At 64.3% G+C, this 17,616-nt stretch carries 13 protein-coding genes and 1 other RNA gene; 2 read left to right on the top strand and 12 right to left on the bottom strand.

The window, feature by feature from the left end; translation table 11 throughout:
• Window positions 1-67: 67 nt before the first annotated feature.
• The 6 genes from PSUB009319_RS03420 to PSUB009319_RS03395 form a co-directional block, all read right to left on the bottom strand.
• Complete coding sequence (locus tag PSUB009319_RS03420) at window positions 68-697, bottom strand: TetR/AcrR family transcriptional regulator (RefSeq protein ID WP_124380854.1); 630 nt, start codon at window positions 695-697, stop codon at window positions 68-70.
• Window positions 698-801: 104 nt separating this feature from the next.
• Window positions 802-1,593, bottom strand: a complete 792-nt coding sequence (locus PSUB009319_RS03415) for an ABC transporter permease (protein WP_124380853.1) — start codon at window positions 1,591-1,593, stop codon at window positions 802-804.
• Between the two features lie 21 nt (window positions 1,594-1,614).
• Complete coding sequence (locus PSUB009319_RS03410; RefSeq protein ID WP_124380852.1) at window positions 1,615-2,427, bottom strand: ABC transporter ATP-binding protein; 813 nt, start codon at window positions 2,425-2,427, stop codon at window positions 1,615-1,617.
• Between the two features lie 64 nt (window positions 2,428-2,491).
• Window positions 2,492-3,541 carry an ABC transporter substrate-binding protein gene (locus tag PSUB009319_RS03405; RefSeq protein WP_124380851.1) on the bottom strand — a complete coding sequence of 350 codons (1,050 nt, stop codon included), beginning with the start codon at window positions 3,539-3,541 and terminating at the stop codon, window positions 2,492-2,494.
• 98 nt (window positions 3,542-3,639) lie between these two features.
• Window positions 3,640-4,857, bottom strand: a complete 1,218-nt coding sequence (locus PSUB009319_RS03400) for a CaiB/BaiF CoA-transferase family protein (protein ID WP_124380850.1) — start codon at window positions 4,855-4,857, stop codon at window positions 3,640-3,642.
• A gap of 22 nt (window positions 4,858-4,879) precedes the next feature.
• Window positions 4,880-5,794: a LysR substrate-binding domain-containing protein gene (locus tag PSUB009319_RS03395; protein ID WP_124380849.1), complete on the bottom strand. Its 915-nt coding sequence runs from the start codon at window positions 5,792-5,794 to the stop codon at window positions 4,880-4,882.
• A 242-nt stretch (window positions 5,795-6,036) separates the two neighbouring features.
• Between PSUB009319_RS03395 and PSUB009319_RS03390 the strand changes: the two genes are divergently transcribed.
• A complete protein-coding gene (locus PSUB009319_RS03390; RefSeq protein WP_374704180.1) occupies window positions 6,037-7,353 on the top strand; it encodes a carbohydrate porin in 1,317 nt (438 codons plus the stop codon).
• Window positions 7,354-7,369: 16 nt separating this feature from the next.
• Here PSUB009319_RS03390 and recR read toward each other — a convergent pair whose 3' ends face one another.
• The 4 genes from recR to PSUB009319_RS03370 all read right to left on the bottom strand — a co-directional run bounded on the left by recR (window position 7,370) and on the right by PSUB009319_RS03370 (window position 10,929).
• Window positions 7,370-7,990 (bottom strand): recombination mediator RecR, encoded by a 621-nt coding sequence (recR, locus tag PSUB009319_RS03385; RefSeq protein WP_124380847.1) that lies wholly within the window; start codon window positions 7,988-7,990, stop codon window positions 7,370-7,372.
• Window positions 7,990-8,289, bottom strand: coding sequence for an antibiotic biosynthesis monooxygenase (locus PSUB009319_RS03380; RefSeq protein WP_124380846.1), 300 nt, complete (start codon window positions 8,287-8,289; stop codon window positions 7,990-7,992). The genes recR and PSUB009319_RS03380 overlap by 1 nt, the downstream gene beginning before the upstream one ends.
• Window positions 8,290-8,312: 23 nt before the next feature.
• Complete coding sequence (locus PSUB009319_RS03375) at window positions 8,313-8,660, bottom strand: YbaB/EbfC family nucleoid-associated protein (RefSeq protein WP_124380845.1); 348 nt, start codon at window positions 8,658-8,660, stop codon at window positions 8,313-8,315.
• 85 nt (window positions 8,661-8,745) lie between these two features.
• Window positions 8,746-10,929 (bottom strand): DNA polymerase III subunit gamma/tau, encoded by a 2,184-nt coding sequence (locus tag PSUB009319_RS03370; RefSeq protein WP_124380844.1) that lies wholly within the window; start codon window positions 10,927-10,929, stop codon window positions 8,746-8,748.
• Between the two features lie 137 nt (window positions 10,930-11,066).
• On the opposite strand from PSUB009319_RS03370, the gene ffs reads away from it, so the two are divergent.
• Window positions 11,067-11,165, top strand: an RNA gene (gene ffs, locus PSUB009319_RS03365) — signal recognition particle sRNA small type.
• Window positions 11,166-11,219: 54 nt separating this feature from the next.
• Here ffs and PSUB009319_RS03360 read toward each other — a convergent pair.
• Together PSUB009319_RS03360 and PSUB009319_RS03355 are read right to left on the bottom strand one after the other, a co-directional pair.
• A complete protein-coding gene (locus tag PSUB009319_RS03360; RefSeq protein ID WP_124380843.1) occupies window positions 11,220-14,741 on the bottom strand; it encodes an exodeoxyribonuclease V subunit beta in 3,522 nt (1,173 codons plus the stop codon).
• Entirely contained in the window at window positions 14,738-17,608 is a 2,871-nt protein-coding gene (locus tag PSUB009319_RS03355; protein WP_124380842.1) for a PD-(D/E)XK nuclease family protein, read from the bottom strand. The genes PSUB009319_RS03360 and PSUB009319_RS03355 overlap by 4 nt, the downstream gene beginning before the upstream one ends.
• Window positions 17,609-17,616 lie beyond the last annotated feature (8 nt).

Below are 17,616 nucleotides of genomic sequence, written 5' to 3'. Positions count from 1 at the left end.
GTCATCTAGAACCGGAGTCAAAGAAAAAGCGAGGAACATGCCTCGCCGGCAATGGCTTCTGGTGTGATCAGTGTTTGGGTTTGGCCAACAGAATTTCGGTTTGCGCCACGCAGCTTTTGAACGCTGCAACAGTGCGATGCGCCTTCGCCAATAGCGCGCCACCCATCCACATGGCGTACAGGCCTTCAGCCAAGTGGTGCGCATCATGCACCGGCGCCAGCGAGCCATCCGCCACACCTGCATTGACGGCGCTGGCGATGCGATCGACCATGCGCGTCATCCCCGTCGACAAGACTTTGCGCATCGGCTCAGACAAGTCCGACACTTCGCCGGACAGCTTGACCGCTAGGCAGGTGACTTCACATGCGCTGCGCTCGTGCAGATCGATCCAGGCCATGAAGTAGCGCAATAACCGTTCACGCGCGGTGATGCGCGTATCGTTGAACAGGCTGACGACGCCGGCATCGTAGTCCTGAAAATAGCGCTCCAGCATGGCGACGCCGAAGTCTTCCTTGGACCCGAAGTAGTAATAGAACGAGCCCTTGGGCACCTGCGCGCGACCGAGAATCTCCGCCAGCCCGACGGCCGAGAAACCGCGTCCGAGAATCAGTTCGGCACCGGCGTCCAGGATGCGGTCGCGGGTGTCGTGCCGGGCTTCGGCGCCTTCAGCGGTGACGGGTTCAGGGTGCTTGCTCATGGTGGATCGCATTGTAGTAGACCGACCGTCTAGTTGCATGATCCTGCCGAATGACCCCACACCGTGCAGGGTCGGTGTGACGTCCACGCCGTTGGCGCGTTCGCTCAGAGTTTCTCAGTCTCGCCGCTTTTGGGCTGCCAGCGCATCAGGCGCTTTTCCATCAGACCAACGAGCCAGTCGAGTACCAGCGCAAACACCGTCAGCACGACGATACCGGCAAACACGGTGTTGATGTCGAACGTGCCTTCGGCCTGCAGGATGAGGTAACCGACACCGCGCGCGGAGCCGAGATATTCCCCCACCACCGCCCCGACGAAGGCCAGGCCCACAGACGTATGCAGCGACGAAAACACCCAGCTCGTCGCACTCGGCAGATATACGAAGCGCAGCAGTTGCCGTTGCGATGCGCCCAGCATGCGCGCGTTGGCCAGCACGACGGGGCTCACTTCCTTTACGCCCTGGTAGACGTTGAAGAAGACGATGAAGAACACCAGCGTCACCGCCAATGCCACCTTCGACCAGATACCGAGCCCGAACCACACCCCAAAGATTGGCGCGAGGATCACGCGCGGCATCGAGTTGGCGGCCTTGATGTACGGATCGAGCACTGCCGATGCGGCCGGGCTCAACGCAAGCCACAACCCGGCGCCCAGGCCCGTAGCCGTACCGATGGCAAACGCCAGGACGGTCTCGGCCAGCGTGACGCCGAGGTGTTGATAGATATCGCCTTCGGTCACAAACCACGCCCAGATGCGCTGGGCAACGACGAGCGGTTCACCAAAGAAGAACGCAACTTCCTGCGACCGCGTGGCGAAGTGCCACACACCCAGCGTGACAACCAGCAGGCCAAGCTGCCAGGTGCGCAGTACGAATGGGGAAAGCGAACGGTTAGCCATGAGTACGATCCCAGATTCAGGTCAAGCTACGCGACGGTGTTGCGCATAGCCCTTGAGCACTTCTTCGCGCAGCACATCCCAGATACGCGAATGCAGATCGACAAAGCCAGCCTGGTCGCGAATCTCCGCCACATCGCGCGGGCGCGGCAGATCGATCACGAATTCACCGATCGGGTGCGTGCCGGGGCCGGCCGCCAGCACGACCACGCGGTCGCTCATGGCAATGGCTTCGTCCAGATCGTGCGTGATGAACAGAACGGCCTTGCGCTTGGCGGCCCAGAGGTCCAGCACCTCGTTCTCCATCAACTGGCGCGTCTGGATGTCGAGCGCGGAAAACGGCTCATCCATGAGGATGATGTCCGGGTCCAGCACCAGCGTCTGCGCCAGGCTCACGCGTTTGCGCATGCCGCCGGAAAGCTGATGCGGATAGCGGTCTTCAAACCCGGCCAGACCCACGCGCACCAGCCACGACATCGCCAGGTCACGGGCTTCCTTATCGGGCATGCCGCGAAACTCCAACCCGGCCATCACGTTGTCGAGCGCACTGCGCCACGGCATCAACGCTTCGGCCTGGAACATATAGCCGGCGCGACGGTTGATGCCCACCAGCGGCTCGCCGAACACCCTCACCTGCCCTGAAGACGGCTGCAACAGCCCCGCCGCCAGATTCAGCAACGTGGATTTGCCGCAGCCCGTCGGGCCCACCACCGAGACGAATTCACCGGCCTGCACCTCCAGCGAGGTGTTCTGCACGGCGGTATAACGCTGGCCCGGTGTGTCGGGTGAGATGAACGTGCAAGTGATCTGATCGAACGAAAGCGCGGAATGGGACATGGCGTGCGGTCCAAAAACAATGCGCCCGGGCGAAACCGGGCGCGCTGCTGAAAGCCTGTGGAAATTACTTGTACTTGGCGTTGGCCTTCTGCACGAAGGTGTTGGTGAAGGTCTGGTCGAGCTTGATCTGCTTGCCCTTGACTTCCGCGTCAAATTCCGACAGCGTGCGCAGCGCCGTGGCGGGGCCGTCGGCCGGCATCGTGCCATCCGGCGAGATGGCCTCACGCACCTTGTCCCAAGCAGCCAGATAGAGCGCACGGTCGCCCAGCAGATAGGTTTCCGGCACGGTCTTGACAATGTCCGACGGGCCGGCCTTCTGCAGCCACTTGAGCGCACGCACCATGGCGTTGGTCATCGCCTGCGTCGTGTTCGGATTCTTCTGAATGAATGCGGTGGAAGCGTACAGGCAGCCGGCCGGCATGTTGCCGCCAAACACCGCCTTGGTATCGGCCAGCGTGCGGGTGTCCGACACGACACGTACTTCGTTCTTCTGCGTGAGCATTGACACCACAGGGTCCAGATTGGCCAGCGCATCGATCTGGCCAGCGCGCACGGCGGCAATGGCGCCGCTGCTCGGGCCCACACCGATGATCGACACTTCGTTCGGCTTGATGCCGGCGCGGGCGAGCACGTAGTTGACCATGATGTTGGTCGATGAACCCGGCGCCGTCACGCCGATCTTCTTGCCTTTCAGATCGGCGATGGACTTGTAGTTGGGCATCGTCTTGTTATTGACGGCCAGCACGATCTGCGGGGCGCGGCCTTGCAGCACGAACTCCTGGTACATCTGCCCCTTGGCCTGCAGCACCAGCGTGTGTTCGTACGCACCGCTCACCACATCAGCGCTGCCGCCCACCACGGCCTGCAACGCCTTGGCGCCGCCGGCAAAGTCGACGATTTCAACATCCAGGCCTTCGTCCTTGAAGTAGCCAAGACGCTCGGCAATCGTTAGCGGCAGGTAGTAGAACAGGGCCTTGCCGCCCACTGCGATCGTGATCTTGTTCTTCTCAGGTTTACCCTGGGCCAGCACGGCGGGGCTCGCCGCCAGCAGGCTCACCGCGCACAGTGCGGCGCCCATCCATGTTGCCCAGCGGCCGATGCCTCGTGTCCCCATGCTCGCCTCCTCAAAAGCGTTGTTTTCCGGCATTGATTGCCTTGGCGGCAAGTCTATCGCAACGATTTGCCACGCAACATGCGGGATGGTCCTAGCTATTAGCTATTGGGCGATGCAGCTTCTGCAATGACACCCTGCGCCGCGAGCGCGTCGATCTGCGTGTCGGTCAGGCCGTGGCTGCGCAGCACGTCGCGCGTGTGCTGACCCAGCCGCGGCGCGCTTGCTTGCACGGCGCCCGGTGTACCGCACAGCTTGGGCATCACGCCTGGCATCTCCACATCGATGCCCGACTGCGCGCGCACAGTCTCGATGACGCCGCGCGCACGGTAATGCGGGTCGGCGGCAATGTCGGCGATGGTGTAGATCGGTCCGCACGGCACCTCGGCCGCATGTAGCGCGGCTAAAACATCGCCGATGGGTAATGTGCCTGTCCAGGCATTGATGGCGGCGTCGATTTCGTCCGCCCGCGCAGCGCGGCCGTCGTTACGGGCCAGGGCCGGATCGTCGGCCATATCCTGTCGCCCCATGTGCTGCATGAGGCGGCGGAAGATGTTGTCGCCATTGGCAGCGATCAGCACGTACTCACCACCGGCGCAGCGGTAGGCGTTGGACGGCGCGATGCCCGGCAGCGCCCCGCCAGCCGGCTGGCGAACGGCACCAAATACCGAGTACTCCGGCAGCAGGCTCTCCGTCAGGTTGAAGACGGACTCATACAACGCCACGTCAATCGCCTGTCCTTTGCCGCCACGCGCATCGCGTTCGTACAGGGCCAGCAGCACACCCAGCGCGCCATGCAATCCGGCAATCGTGTCGCCCAGTGACAGCCCGGCACGGGCCGGCGGACGGCCGGGCTCGCCCGTCAGATAGCGCAGGCCCGCCATCGCCTCAGCGATCGCTGCAAAGCCCGGTTCATCTCGCTTAGGGCCCGTCTGGCCGTAGCCCGACACGCGCAGCATGATCAGCTTCGGATTGACGGCGGAGAGTGCCTCGTATGACAGCCCCCATTTTTCCATCGTGCCGGGGCGAAAGTTCTCGATCAGTACGTCGGCTTGGGCAGCCAGCTTGCGTACAACGTCCTGCCCCTCGGGCACGCGCAAGTCGACACAGACCGACTGCTTGTTGCGCGACTGCGCCTCCCACCAGACAGACGTGCCCTCATACAGCATCCGCCATTTGCGCAGCGGATCGCCCTGTCCCGGTGGCTCGATCTTGATGACCTGCGCACCAAAATCGGCAAGCGTCTTGGCGGCAAACGGCCCGGCAATCAACTGCCCGAGTTCAAGCACACGGATATCCTGCAAAACCTGTGTCGGCATGATCGTATAGAGAGCGTTGAATTCAGAGCGCGGCGGGGTTGCCGAGCAGATACGTCATCAACAGGCGTGCGGAGCTGGTCAGCGCATCAGGGTCACGCACACCCACCAACAGACGGCGATGCGCCCATTCGTCTTGCAGCGCGACCAGCGCGAGCCCCGCACCTGAGAGGCTCGACACATGCCCTTGCGCGGCAAGGCGTGGCAGCACACCCACGCCCAGGCCCGAGGCGACCATCCGGCAGACGGCTTCAAAGCTGCGCACCTGGATGCGCAAACGCAGCGGCTTGCCCAGACGCTGGCTCTCCTCGACCAGTTGTGCGGCCAGCGACGTGCCGGGCGGAAGGCTGACGAAGTCGAAATCCACCGCATCGGCAAAGTGCGCGTGCTTGCGCCCGGCCAACGGGTGCCCACGCGGCGTGACCAAGGCGAGGTCGTCTTCACGGTAGTCGAACGATTGCAGCCCCTCGCACGGCGTACCGGCAGCAAAAATGCCCAGGTCCGCCCGGTTCTCGCGCAATGCGGCAACGATATCGCCGCTGTCCTGCTCTTCCAGCGCGATGCGAATGGCCGGATTGGCCAGCATAAAAGCGGCCAGATCATCAGCCAGAAACTGGGTGATCGACGAGGTATTGGCCCATACGCGCACCAGCCCACGCGTGCCGGCGGCAAAGTCTGACAGAGCGCCAGCCATGCGCTCGACGTCCTGCAGGATGCCAACGGCATGGCGGAAACACGCCTGCCCGGCCTCCGTCAGTTCAACGCCCGCGGCATGCCGATACAGCAACGGCGCGCCCACGGCGGCTTCCAGGTCAGAAATCCGCTTGCTGGCCGCAGCCACTGCCAAATGCGTTTGCCGTGCCCCGGCCGAGATACTGCCCAGCCGGGCCACCGCCACAAACAGGCCGAGGGTGACAAGATCGAAGCGGGCGAGGTTCATCGTGGGGCCGTCCGGGGCTGAGTTGGAGAAACGCGACAGGTCTGTGCAAACGGCGCAGTTTTCACCGGTTGGTCATGACTCGGCGTTTACCATTGCTGGGTTTTTGCCTATTCCGAGCGCGCAAGTTTGGAATTTTAGCGGCTGCCCTCCCTGTTGCGCCTATGCTCTTGCCGTCTCTTTGCTCGGAACCCCGGTCTCCATTCCATCATGCCAAGCGTGCAAATGCCGCACAGCAAGCGCTGATGGCCGCCATGCTGGCGCTTGGCCTGCAAAGCCTTGCCTTGGCAGCAGACGCCGATGCCACCAACACAGACATCCCCGAACCGGAGCGGTGGAGTATCCACGGGCAAGTCACCAACGTGACGCAGTGGCACCCTTCATTCAACGCGCCCTACAGCGGCGCCAACAGCCTGACGCCCGAGAACAGCAACAAGGAAACGACCGACGTCACGCTCTACCTTGGCCTGCGCCTGTGGAAAGGTGCCGAGCTGTATGCCAACCCGGAAATCGACCAGGGTTTCGGCCTGAGCAACACGGTGGGCCTGGCCGGCTTTTCCAGCGGCGAGGCGTACAAGATTGGCAAGAATGGTCCATACCACAAGCTGCCTCGCCTGTTCCTGCGGCAGGTGTTCAACCTCGGCGGTGAGCAGCAGGCCGTCGAGTCGGGGCCCAACCAGCTTGCCGGCAGCCACTCGGCCAACAACGTGACCGTCACCGTCGGCAAGTTCTCGGTGGTGGACATCTTCGATACGAACACCTACGCGCACGACCCGCGCGGCGACTTCCTGAACTGGTCCGTCATCGATGCCGGCGCGTTCGACTACGCCGCAGACGCCTGGGGCTACACGCACGGTATGGCGGTGGAATGGACGCAATCCTGGTGGACGCTGCGCGGGGGGCTCTTCGCACTATCGAAGGAGCCCAACAGCGTCACGATCGATACGACGTGGAAGCAATATCAGTGGGTGGGCGAATTCGAGGCGCGTCAGAACTGGCTGGGCCGCCCCGGCAAGATCAAGCTGCTCGCCTTTGCAACGCGCGGCCGCATGGGCGGATATGGCGATGCGGTCAATCTCGCGCAGCAGACCGGCAGCACGCCGGACGCCGCTCTCGTCCGCCGCCTGGCCTGGCGTCCCGGCATTGCGTTAAACCTGGAGCAGGAAGTCACGGACGATCTGGGCGTGTTCGCCCGCGCGAGCATGAACGACGGCAGCAAAGAGACGTACGAATTCACCGATATCAACCAATCGGTGTCGGCCGGGCTCTCGCTCAAGGGCTCGCACTGGGGGCGCCCGAACGACACGTTCGGCGCAGCAGTGGTGGTGAATGGTTTGTCACGCGCGGCGCGCCAATACTTTGCCGCCGGCGGCATGGGCGTGCTGATTGGTGATGGCGCGCTCAACTACGGCACCGAGCGTATCGCCGAGCTGTACTACAACGTGGCAGTCATCAAACACCTCACGCTCGGTCTGAACTACCAGTACGTCGTTCACCCCGCATACAACCGGGATCGCGGCCCCGTGTCGATCGTCGGGGCACGTATTCACGCAGAGTTCTAAGGAACGTTCCGCAAGATCAAAGCTGGCGCCGATCCAGCACCGCGCGGGCGATGGTGCCCGCATCCACGTATTCCAGTTCACCGCCCACCGGCACACCGCGCGCCAGACGGGTCGCCTTGATGCCGCGTGCCTTGAGCATTTCGCCGATGTAGTGGGCAGTCGCCTCGCCTTCACTCGTGAAGTTGGTGGCAAGGATGACCTCGGTGCACGGCCCGCCCAGCGCGGGGTCAGTCGCGCGGGCCAGCAGGCGTTCGAGGTGAATCTCTTTCGGGCCGATGTTGTCCAGCGGCGAAAGCCGCCCCATCAGCACGAAGTATTGGCCGCGATAGGTGAGCGTCTGCTCGATCATCATCTGATCGGCCGGCGTTTCCACCACGCACAGCACCGACGCATCGCGACGCGAGTCCAGGCAGGTTTCACAAACCTCCTGCTCGGTAAAGGTATTGCAGCGGCTGCAATGCTGAATCGATTCCGTCGCCTCGGACAGTGCCTGCGCCAACTGTGCCGCACCCTCGCGGTCGTGCTGCATCAGGTGATACGCCATCCGCTGGGCAGACTTGGGGCCCACGCCCGGCAGCACGCGCAGGGCTTCAACCAGCATCTGCAGCGCCGACGGCGTACCTGGGGCGTTACGCATCACACATGCTCCAGAACCGTGGTGTGATGCAGCACTTCCGGCATCGGATCATAGAAGTGATGTAGCAGCGCACGCCAGCGTTGGTACTCGGCCGATTGGCGAAAGCCGATCGTGTGGTCTTCCAGCGTCTGCCATTGCACCAGCAGCAGGTAATCGCTCCCCCGCTCCATGCAGCGCGACAGCGACAGCGAAACGAAACCCCGCATCGCACCGATGATGTGGCGAGCCTGGCCGAAAGCTGTCTCGAAGGCAGCTTCGTGGCCAGGCTTGACGTGCAGCAGCGCGGATTCCAGCACCATGGCGCGATCCTGATCGGCGTTGCTTAGAATGGCAGTTTGAAGCCCGGCGGCAACATGCCGGCCATGCCGCCCAGACCCGAGGTGAGCGAGCCCATCTTCTCTTGCGTGGTGGCCTCGGCCTTGCGCACGGCGTCATTGAACGCAGCGGCGATCAGGTCTTCCAGCAGATCCTTGTCTTCGCCTTCGGCCAGCAGGCTCGGGTCGATCGACACGCGCTTCACGTCGTTCTTGCAGGTCATCAACACCTTCACGAGGCCGGCGCCGGACACGCCTTCCACCTCGATCTGTGCGAGTTGTTCTTGCGCCTTCTTCATGTTTTCCTGCATCTGCTGGGCTTGCTTCATCAGCCCGGCGATCTGGCCTTTCATCATGGTCGTAGCTCCTTGAAATGGGTCATGCAAAGCGCGCCGCTCAGGTGGGCGCACCGGTGTTCAATGTTCAGTCTGGGAATGGCATTCAGTGCGCGTGCGGTTGGATCGAACCGGGAACGACCTGCGCGGCAAAATCCCGAACCAGCGCCTGCACAAACGGGTTGGCGGCGATGGCGTCTTCGGCATTGCGTTGACGCTCGGCGCGTTGCTCGGCATCCACGGCGGCGGCCGTAGCGCGCGCAGCGCCGATATCGCACGCCACGCGAACGGGTGTGCCGAAGTGTTCCGTCAGCGCAGCCTCAAGGCGCTCGACGACGTTGGCTTCGGTCAGTGGGGGCAGTGGCACGCGAAGGCGCATCGTGACGCCTTCCACGGCCACCAACTCACTCTGGTAAGCCAGTTGCTGCGCCAGACCGCGCATCGGCAGGCTCGCCGCCAGCGCAGGCCAGTCGCCATTGAATGTGGCAAGGCCGCTGGCACTCAAATCGGGCGGCGTAGCGGCGGCGGCAGGCTCCCGCGCGACCGTCTTGGCTGGCGCGGGAACAGCAACCGGTGCCTCGATCTGTGCAGGACGTGCCACCGGTTCCGGTGTGTCAGGACGTGCGCTCGAAGCTGAATCCCAGCCAGCAAACGCCGCATCCATCTCTTCGAGCGACGGCGAAGCAAATTCGCCCGGCATTTCATCCCAGGGCGGCGGACCATCATCGGCAGATGCGGCTGACGCGATCGGCTGTTCGCGGCGCGGCGGCGCGGATGCGGGCGGCGCAACAGGATTCGGGCGCGGACCCGCGGCAGGAGCAGCAGGACGGGCGGCAGGTGAAGCCGGCGGCGGCGCGGCAGGCGCCGAAGCACCGCCACGACCACGGGTCGATGCCTGGCGCGCGGCGGCCAATGCTTCCATGGCCGGCGAGCGACGCACCGGTGCAGCCGGCGTCTCCACAACCACCGCAACGGGCGCTGGGGCCGGCTGGCTGGCTTGATACGTCGCGCGCGGCGCCTCAACCACCGGCTCCGGACGCGCAACCACCGGTGCAGCCTGAGCAACCGGTGCGGCCACAGGCGCTGTCGCTGTTACCGCTGGACGCTCCGCTGCGGCCGGCGCAGCCGCCAACGGCATCGCCCGCTTGCCGCCCCCACCGCCCGAAGGCGGCGTTGCGTCCCCACCCGACTGTCCGGGCTGGAACGCCAGCATGCGCAGCAGCGTCATCGTGAAGCCGGCATATTCGTCCGGCGCCAAGGCCAACTCATTGCGGCCGAGGTTCGCAAATTGGTAGAACAGTTGCACCGATTGCGCATCGAAACGCTCGGCCAGACGGCGTACATCGTCGGCTTCGGGCCAGTCGTCCTGCACAGCGGCAGGCACAACCTGCGCCAACGCAATCTTTTGCAGCAACGACGCCAGATCCTGCAGCGCCCCCGAAAAACTCAGGCTGCGCCCGGCCATTTCGTCGGCAATCTCGACCAACCCGGCGCCGTTCTCGTCCGCCAGCGCGTCGAGCAGGCGCACGAGATAACTCTGATCAATCGCACCGAGCATGCCGCGTACGGCGGCTTCGCTCACCTCACCGGCGCTGTACGCGATGGCCTGGTCCGTGAGCGACAGCGCATCGCGCATCGAGCCCTGTGCGGCCGCAGCCAGCAGGCGCAGCGCGTTCGGCTCGTGGGCGATCCCCTCTTCACCGAGGATGCGATCGAGATGGGACACGATGTGCCCCGGCGGCATCTGCTTGAGATTGAACTGCAGGCAGCGCGACAGCACCGTCACCGGAATCTTCTGCGGATCGGTGGTCGCCAGAATGAATTTGACGTGCTCCGGCGGCTCTTCCAGCGTCTTCAGCATCGCGTTGAAGGCGTGGTTGGTGAGCATGTGCACTTCGTCGATCATGTAGACCTTGAAGCGGCCGCTCGTGGGAGCGTAGACCGCGCGGTCCAGCAACTGCGCCATCTCGTCGACGCCACGATTGGACGCGGCGTCCATCTCGATGTAATCGACAAAGCGCCCGGCATCGATTTCGGTACAGGCGCGGCACACGCCGCACGGCTGCGCGGTGATGCCGCCCTGCCCGTCCGCACCCACGCAATTGAGCGATTTGGCAAGGATGCGCGACAGCGTCGTCTTGCCGACACCACGCGTGCCCGTGAACAGGTATGCGTGGTGCAGGCGCTGCTGTTCGAGCGCATGCGTGAGCGCTTTCACCACGTGTTCCTGACCGACCAGCGTGGTGAAATCGCGAGGGCGCCACTTGCGGGCGAGCACTTGATAACTCATGCGGCGGATTGTAGCAAAGCGAGGTGGATTTCCGACGCGGTTTCGGAGGGGTCAACCGCCATGCGCGCCGAGCGAATTGCAAGGATATTCAAGTGCAGATACGTAGATGCGGTGCGAGTCGGTTACAATGCCGGTCGGACGGGCCTCCTCGCATGGTGGCGCGGTCAACCTGGTCAGGTCGGGAACGAAGCAGCCACAGCCGTTTTCCGCCAGTGCCGAGGGTCAGGCTCGTCCCCTCTTCTCTTTTCCCGTCCGCATCATCCCTCCCCTTTTTGTTTGTGCCACGCACGTCAGAACAGCGCACCCTGGCTGTCGTCGTGTGACGCCTTAGCCGGCTTCGGCAATGTTTCCAGATCGATCCATTCGCCTTGCGCGGTGGCCACACCGGCGCGTATGGTGCGCCCGGGATACATCGGCGTAACAGCCGCCACATAACCGCGCAATTGATCTGCATAGGCATCGCGTTCAACCGGTAACAGGCGCAGCTTGTAGTCGACCACGAGGACGTCGTTGCCACGTTCGATCAGGCGATCGATGCGCAACAGCGTGCCGTCCGGGCCGAAAAGTTCGACCTCGTTGTGCGCGGCATCGAAGCGTGCGGGATCGAAGACATGCGCCAGCGTATCGGCGGCAAGCATCTGGCGCACGGCGTCGGCAGCGCGCGTGGCGTCGGTTTGGGTGACGCCGGTCGCGCTGAACCAGCGCACGATGGTCGCAGCATCTGGCACCTGTTCGGGCAAGCCGCGGCGTGTCAGGCGCTCAAGCACGGAATGCAGCAATTCGCCTTGCGCGACGGCACCCTGGTCGAACACGACATCGGTAGGGCTCTCAGCCGAAGCGCCAGCGGCACCCACTCGCACCGTCACCGTCAGCGGTGCGCGGAAGTCGTGGTACGAGACAACCTCTGCTCCTACCGAGCTGACAGTCGAATCGGCAGCGCCATCAAGCACCGGTGCAGGCGAGGCAACGCCTGCGGTGGCGAGCAGCGTGTACCAGCTCGCCGTACCGTCCACTTCGGGCGCGTCACCCTCATCGACGGATTGCGCTGCCGCTGCATCGCGCTTGTTCGCAACGCCGGAAACAATCAACGCCTGCCGCGCACGCGTCATCGCCACATAGAGCAGGTTCCAGTTCTCGCGCTCGGCGAGGGCGCTTTCTTGTTGGAAGAGCGGCTCGCGTGCAAGGCCGCGCTCGGACATCTTGCCGAACGCGGAGAAATGCGTGGGCGCCTGCGCGCCGGGTGGCCAGTCGATCAGAATACCGGCGGTATCGACACGCGCATCGCTGTGGTGGCTATCCAGCAGCACGACAAATGGCGCCTCCAGGCCCTTCGAGGCATGCACGGTCAGGATCTGCACGGCGTCCAGGCCTTCGCTGGCGACTTCGGCGTCGATGGCATCCAGGGCATCCATGTCGCCTTGCATGCCTTCGTCGGGGCTCTCTTCGTCGTCGCCCTGGCGGATGGCGCGCAACTCGGCCATGAACTTCGGCAGGCTTGGGTAGCGGCCGCCGTCCAGGTCGAGCGCGAGCTTGAGAAACGCATCGAGGTTGGCGAGCACCTGGTCGCGGTTGGCGGCGGGCGCGCGTTCGGCATAGCGGCGTTTGAGCTCACCGGTGTAGACGATGTGGTCAAGCAGATCATGTACCGGCAGCGTAGGCGCGACCGCCAGCCAGCGCGAAAGCATGCGATGTGCGTGGCGCAAGGCGAGCGCCGCATCGGTCTGGCCGGCCAACGCGGTCAGGCGCTCCCACCATGCCAATGCGACCGCGCCTTCGCCAAACTGCGCAAGTGCGATGAGGTCAGCATCTGTGACGGCGAAGATCGGACTGCGCAGCACATGCGCGAGCGACAGATCGGCCTGCGGCGTCATCAGGAAATCGAGTAGCGCGCACAGATCAAGCGCTTCGAGCGTAGCCAGCAGACCTCCGCGGCGCGGGCTCAGATACGGCACGCCCGCATCGCGCAGAGCACGTTCGTAATCGGCGAGGTAGCGCTTGCGGCGGACAAGCAGTTGGAAATCACTCCAGCGGACGGGGCGCTCGATGTCGCCCTCGCGAATGCGCTCATTGGCATGCAATGCGCGCAGGCAGGCTGCCACTTGACAGCCTTCTTCGTAGCGCTGCGAATCGCCAGCCTCTTTGCGAGGCTCGGTCAGCGTATCTCGGGGCGCTGCTTCGTCAGCCGGCTCCGCTTCGGGCACCGGCACCAGCGGCAACAGCAGCGCCTGGCCGACGGGTGCGTCCACAGCAGTGCTTTGCTCGGCGTAGATCGGATAGTCGCCACGCGCACGTGCTTGCAGGAACACGGCGTTGACCCATTCCAATACGGCCGGCGCATTGCGGCGCGTGCGGTTGGTGCGCAACACGGTCGCGTTGAATTCAGCGACCAGCATGTCACGTGCGGCCTCGAACAACCGCGCATCCGCGCGACGGAAGCGATAAATCGATTGCTTCGGATCGCCCACCAAAAACACGCTCGGCTGCGTGCCGGTGCCTGCATAACCGGCCAACCAGCCTTGCAGGATGCGCCACTGCATCGGGTTCGTGTCCTGAAACTCGTCGAGCAGCAGATGCTTGTAGCGCGCGTCAAGCCGCACCTGCAGGTAGGCAGCCGTGTCTTCTTGCTGCATCAGGCGCGCGGCTTCCCATTCGAGATCGGTGAAGTCCATCGCGCGCGCTTGGCGCTTGTAGGCCTGGTACCGCTCGATGAGCGCATCGCCCAGAGCAAACAATGCGGCATTGACAGCGCGCACCTGCGCTTCCTGGCGGCGAGCCTGGACCTTGGTTAGTGCCTCACACAATGAAGCATGGAGGGTCACCAGTGTTTGCGCATGGTCGTCGCCGACGGCTTTGATAAGCACCTTGGTCGGCTTACAGGCGCGCGCCTTGCCGGCCTGCGTGTGGAAGGCGGCGAAGAGCGTATCAAACGCCTGCGCGCGAGCCGCTTCGTCCGACACATCCATCGCACGCGCTGCGGTAACCGCCGATTCGATCGTGATCGCGCGCTTGCCCTCAGCCGCGCCGCCTTGCCCCAGCCAGCCAGACACGCGCAGCATGTCAGCCAACAAAGCCGCATCTTGCAGCGCTTCGATCAGTGGATCGACTGTCGCATCGTCACCAAGCAACGCGTCCAACGCATCGAGCGGATGTTCGCCCGATTGGGTCTTGTAGGCCCACCAATCGCTGCGCTGATGGAACATCGCATCGAGCAGGCGGCCGGCCTGGAAATCGCCAACCAGATCGGCGAGCATTTCATATGCGGCGCGCAAATCAGCGTGACCTTCGGCCAGCAGACCGCGCCAGAACGGCGCCTCGGATTCACGCCGCAAGCGCCCAGCATCCTCACGCAACGCCGCACCCTGCTGCACGCCCGACGACAACGGCGCCCCGCGCAGCAGCGATCCAAACCAACCGTGAAAGGTATCGATCGCCATCCGAGACGGCGACTCCAGCACGCGCGCATACAATCCGCGCGCGATTTCAATCAGCGCAGGCGCATCGCGTTCATCCACCGTGCGCGCGATCAGTTCGCGCACCACGCCTTCGTCGTCGGCGCTGGCCAGTTGCGCAAGAATGTCAAGCAAGCGCTGGCGCATCTCTTCGGCCGCTTTGCGCGTGAAGGTGATGGCGAGAACGTCCGACGGCGCCGCGCCTGCCAGCAATAAACGCAACATGCGCGTGACCAGCAGCCACGTCTTGCCGCTACCCGCGCACGCCTCTACCACGACAGAGCGCGCCGGATCGCACGCAGCGCGCGAGAAGGCTTCGGGCGATACGGCTGCGCCGTCGCGTTCGTAAGCGTGGTCGCTCATGCCGTGCCCTCCGGCTCGCGGGGCGCGCCTTCTGTCCAGTATCCCTTGCGGCACAGGCCGCGCGCCGCGCAGTAACGGCATGCCGATTCATCGCCAAACGCCGGCAGCGGCGCGCCGGCTGCGAGCGCCGTCATGTCCTTTTGCATCTGTTCGATCAACCAGCCGACGACTTGCGTGAAGTCGGGCAGCCCAACGTCGCGCTTGTCACCGCGCGCCTCGCCATCGAGCGAAACCCAGCCACCCGACTCTGCGCGCGCATCAAGCACGCCGTAAAACGGGAGCTGGCAATCCTCGAATGGCGTCTTGGCGCGACGCACCAGCACCATTTGCGATTGTGTCTTGTAGTCGAGCACCGCCACGCCGTGTTCTTCGTGCACGTCAATGCGATCAATACGGCCGCGCAAGCGCAATGGGCGCCCTGAATGTTCGCCATGCAGCATGATCGACGTATCGACATCAACTTCGCCCGCTTCAAAGCGCCAGCCATCCGCTTCGCGCGCAGCTTGCCACGCCAAGTACGACGGCATCACGCCATGCCAGCGCCGATAGAAGCGCAACGCATTGCCATCCTCGGCCAGCAGCGGGCCGAACAGTTCGTCAGTGATGGTCTGCAGCAACGCCTGACGATCGGCAGGATCGTGCATCGGCGCCGCCAGCAATTGCCGATGAAAGCGATGCAGGATCGCGTGCAGGATCTCGCCAATGTCGCGTTTCTCCAGTTCGTCGGACACCTCTTCCAGCTCGCCCAGCCGCAGCATGCGTCCGACGAAGAACTGGTAAGGGCACCGTCGCAGGCTGTTGTATGCAGCCGCACTCAGCGCCGATGGGGCCAACGCAGGCGCAGCGGGCGCGGGCATGTCGGTCGGTTGGCTCGTCGTCTGCAGGCTGGGCAGCACAACCGACGTATCGATACGCACACCGCTCACCGCCAAACGGCGTTGCAAGCGTTCGAGCCAGCCGGAAAGGCGATGCGGTTCACCGCGTCCTCCATGGCGTTGCCAAGTCAGCACCACCTCGGGCTGATTGAGCAGCACCTCGGCCAAGTCGCGCGCCTGCTGCGCAAAGCGCTGCGCGCGGTCAGGCAAACCCAGTTCGCGGCGCACATCGTTTGAAAAGAACAGCCACTCCGGCTGCGCAGATGGCAATTGCGAATCGTCGCAACCCACCACCACCACGCCATCAAAGCGCCGCATGCGTGCACCGTTCAGCGGCAAGATCACAACACGCCGATCTGCTGGCGGTGAAGGCTCGCTGAACACCGCCGACTCGAGCAGCATCGACAACAATGCGCGCCATTCCGCGAGCGAAAACCGCGCACCGGCGTCGGTGCTGTCATGTACAGATATCCGCAGACGATCGATCCAATCGAGCAGCTGACGGCCAGCGTCATCGCTCTGTAAGCCGGTACGCATGTGCAGACGGTCGAGCGTGCCTGCGAGCAGCGTCACCCAAGCGTCGAGCGTGGTACTGCCGGCGCGGCGCCACAGCGCGGCTTCATCGGCCAGTACGCCCAGGCGATCGGCCAGTCGGCTGATCTTCTGTTCGCCCTCGGCATCGTCGGCCGGGCGATCCGCAACCAGCCGGCGCAATCGACCCCAGCCACCCGACACGTTATGCCGGCGCACGCGGCGCTCAAGTTCAGCAACCCACGCTGGCGTGGCAATGCCGGCGTCGGTATCGCGCAAACAAAACGGGCTCTTGATGAGATCGAGCAGCGCCGCGGTATCGCCGTCACCCTGCACCACGTCAACCCACCGCATGAGCGCCGCGGCGGCGCGCGTAGTGGAAAGCTTCCAGCCGGTCTCGTCACGCACGGGGACGTTCACACGCGCCAGCAATGCGCGAACCCGCCGCGCGACGATGCGGTCCTGCGCCACCAGCGCCAACGATCGGCGCCCCGCGTTCAGCCAATCGACCAGCGTATGCGCCGCGAACGCAGCTTCGTCTTCAAAGCGGGCAGCGCCGGCAATGCGCAGAACTGGTGCGGGAATCTGCGAGTCGGAGCCAACGTCCGGCGCCTGCGCAGACGTGGCAGACATGGCAGACGTGGCGCACTCGGGCCAGGCGTGCAACAGCAGATCGCGAAAATCCGCATGTGTGGAGGGCACCGTGGATGCGCCACGCTCAGGGGCATTCCAGTCGTAACTGATGTTCAGCACCGGCACGCGTTCGGCGGCTCGCTGCAGGAAATCCAGATCGACGGCCTCGGGGTCAGTCGGGCTCATCCACACGATCGGCCCGTGCAATTCGGCCAGCAGGCGTCGCATGGCACGCAACCGCATCGGAATCGGATCTGCCGCGCCTGAGAGCAACCGCCAGAACGTCAGCACAATGCGCGACTCGGTACCGAGAAAGCGTTCGGACAATTGCGCGTAAGTGCGCTCCAACGCCTCGGCCAACGCCGACTCCAGCGCGTCGGGCCGCCCATCTGCGCCACTGTGTGCTGCGTCCAGCGTCAACCAACGCTGCGACAACTCATCCGATACTGTGACAAGCACCTGCGCTACGCCCCACAGCGCGGCATCGTCCTGCGCGCCGAGCGCTTCACGCAGCCATGCTTGCGTCTTGAGTGCCTGGTGCACCGCCAGCAATCGCGAGAGCGGTGTGCGCACAGCGGGCAAGCCCGCTTCCGGCGGCAAATCGAGCAGCCAATGCCCCAACGTCAGGATGCGCGGCAGCAAGCGCGGCGTCCCAGCCGCTTGCGCGCTGGCCTGCAGCGCAGCGCGCACGCCCGGAATCTGCGCGGCCGTCGGCACGACAATCGTGGCGGTACCGGAGGATTGCGCATGCGCATCCAGAAAGCGCCATGCAGCGCCGGCTGCACGGAAAAGGAATGCTGGGCCAGGCGCGAAGGCAAGCGTCTGCATGCGTGGGA

This window comes from Ralstonia sp. SET104 (assembly GCF_003851545.1).
GTDB lineage: Bacteria > Pseudomonadota > Gammaproteobacteria > Burkholderiales > Burkholderiaceae > Ralstonia.
The sequence above is the reverse complement of the archived record's forward strand: the minus strand, read 5'-3'. Positions and strand labels throughout refer to the sequence as shown.

Coding starts and splice junctions, on each gene's coding strand:
- PSUB009319_RS03400 (WP_124380850.1), bottom strand. CDS start 4,857: ATGCCGACACAGGTTTTGCAGGATATCCGTGTGCTTGAACTCGGGCAG.
- PSUB009319_RS03415 (WP_124380853.1), bottom strand. CDS start 1,593: ATGGCTAACCGTTCGCTTTCCCCATTCGTACTGCGCACCTGGCAGCTT.
- PSUB009319_RS03370 (WP_124380844.1), bottom strand. CDS start 10,929: ATGAGTTATCAAGTGCTCGCCCGCAAGTGGCGCCCTCGCGATTTCACC.
- PSUB009319_RS03390 (WP_374704180.1), top strand. CDS start 6,037: ATGGCCGCCATGCTGGCGCTTGGCCTGCAAAGCCTTGCCTTGGCAGCA.
- PSUB009319_RS03360 (WP_124380843.1), bottom strand. CDS start 14,741: ATGAGCGACCACGCTTACGAACGCGACGGCGCAGCCGTATCGCCCGAA.
- PSUB009319_RS03410 (WP_124380852.1), bottom strand. CDS start 2,427: ATGTCCCATTCCGCGCTTTCGTTCGATCAGATCACTTGCACGTTCATC.
- PSUB009319_RS03355 (WP_124380842.1), bottom strand. CDS start 17,608: ATGCAGACGCTTGCCTTCGCGCCTGGCCCAGCATTCCTTTTCCGTGCA.
- PSUB009319_RS03380 (WP_124380846.1), bottom strand. CDS start 8,289: ATGGTGCTGGAATCCGCGCTGCTGCACGTCAAGCCTGGCCACGAAGCT.
- PSUB009319_RS03375 (WP_124380845.1), bottom strand. CDS start 8,660: ATGATGAAAGGCCAGATCGCCGGGCTGATGAAGCAAGCCCAGCAGATG.
- recR (WP_124380847.1), bottom strand. CDS start 7,990: ATGCGTAACGCCCCAGGTACGCCGTCGGCGCTGCAGATGCTGGTTGAA.
- PSUB009319_RS03405 (WP_124380851.1), bottom strand. CDS start 3,541: ATGGGGACACGAGGCATCGGCCGCTGGGCAACATGGATGGGCGCCGCA.
- PSUB009319_RS03420 (WP_124380854.1), bottom strand. CDS start 697: ATGAGCAAGCACCCTGAACCCGTCACCGCTGAAGGCGCCGAAGCCCGG.
- PSUB009319_RS03395 (WP_124380849.1), bottom strand. CDS start 5,794: ATGAACCTCGCCCGCTTCGATCTTGTCACCCTCGGCCTGTTTGTGGCG.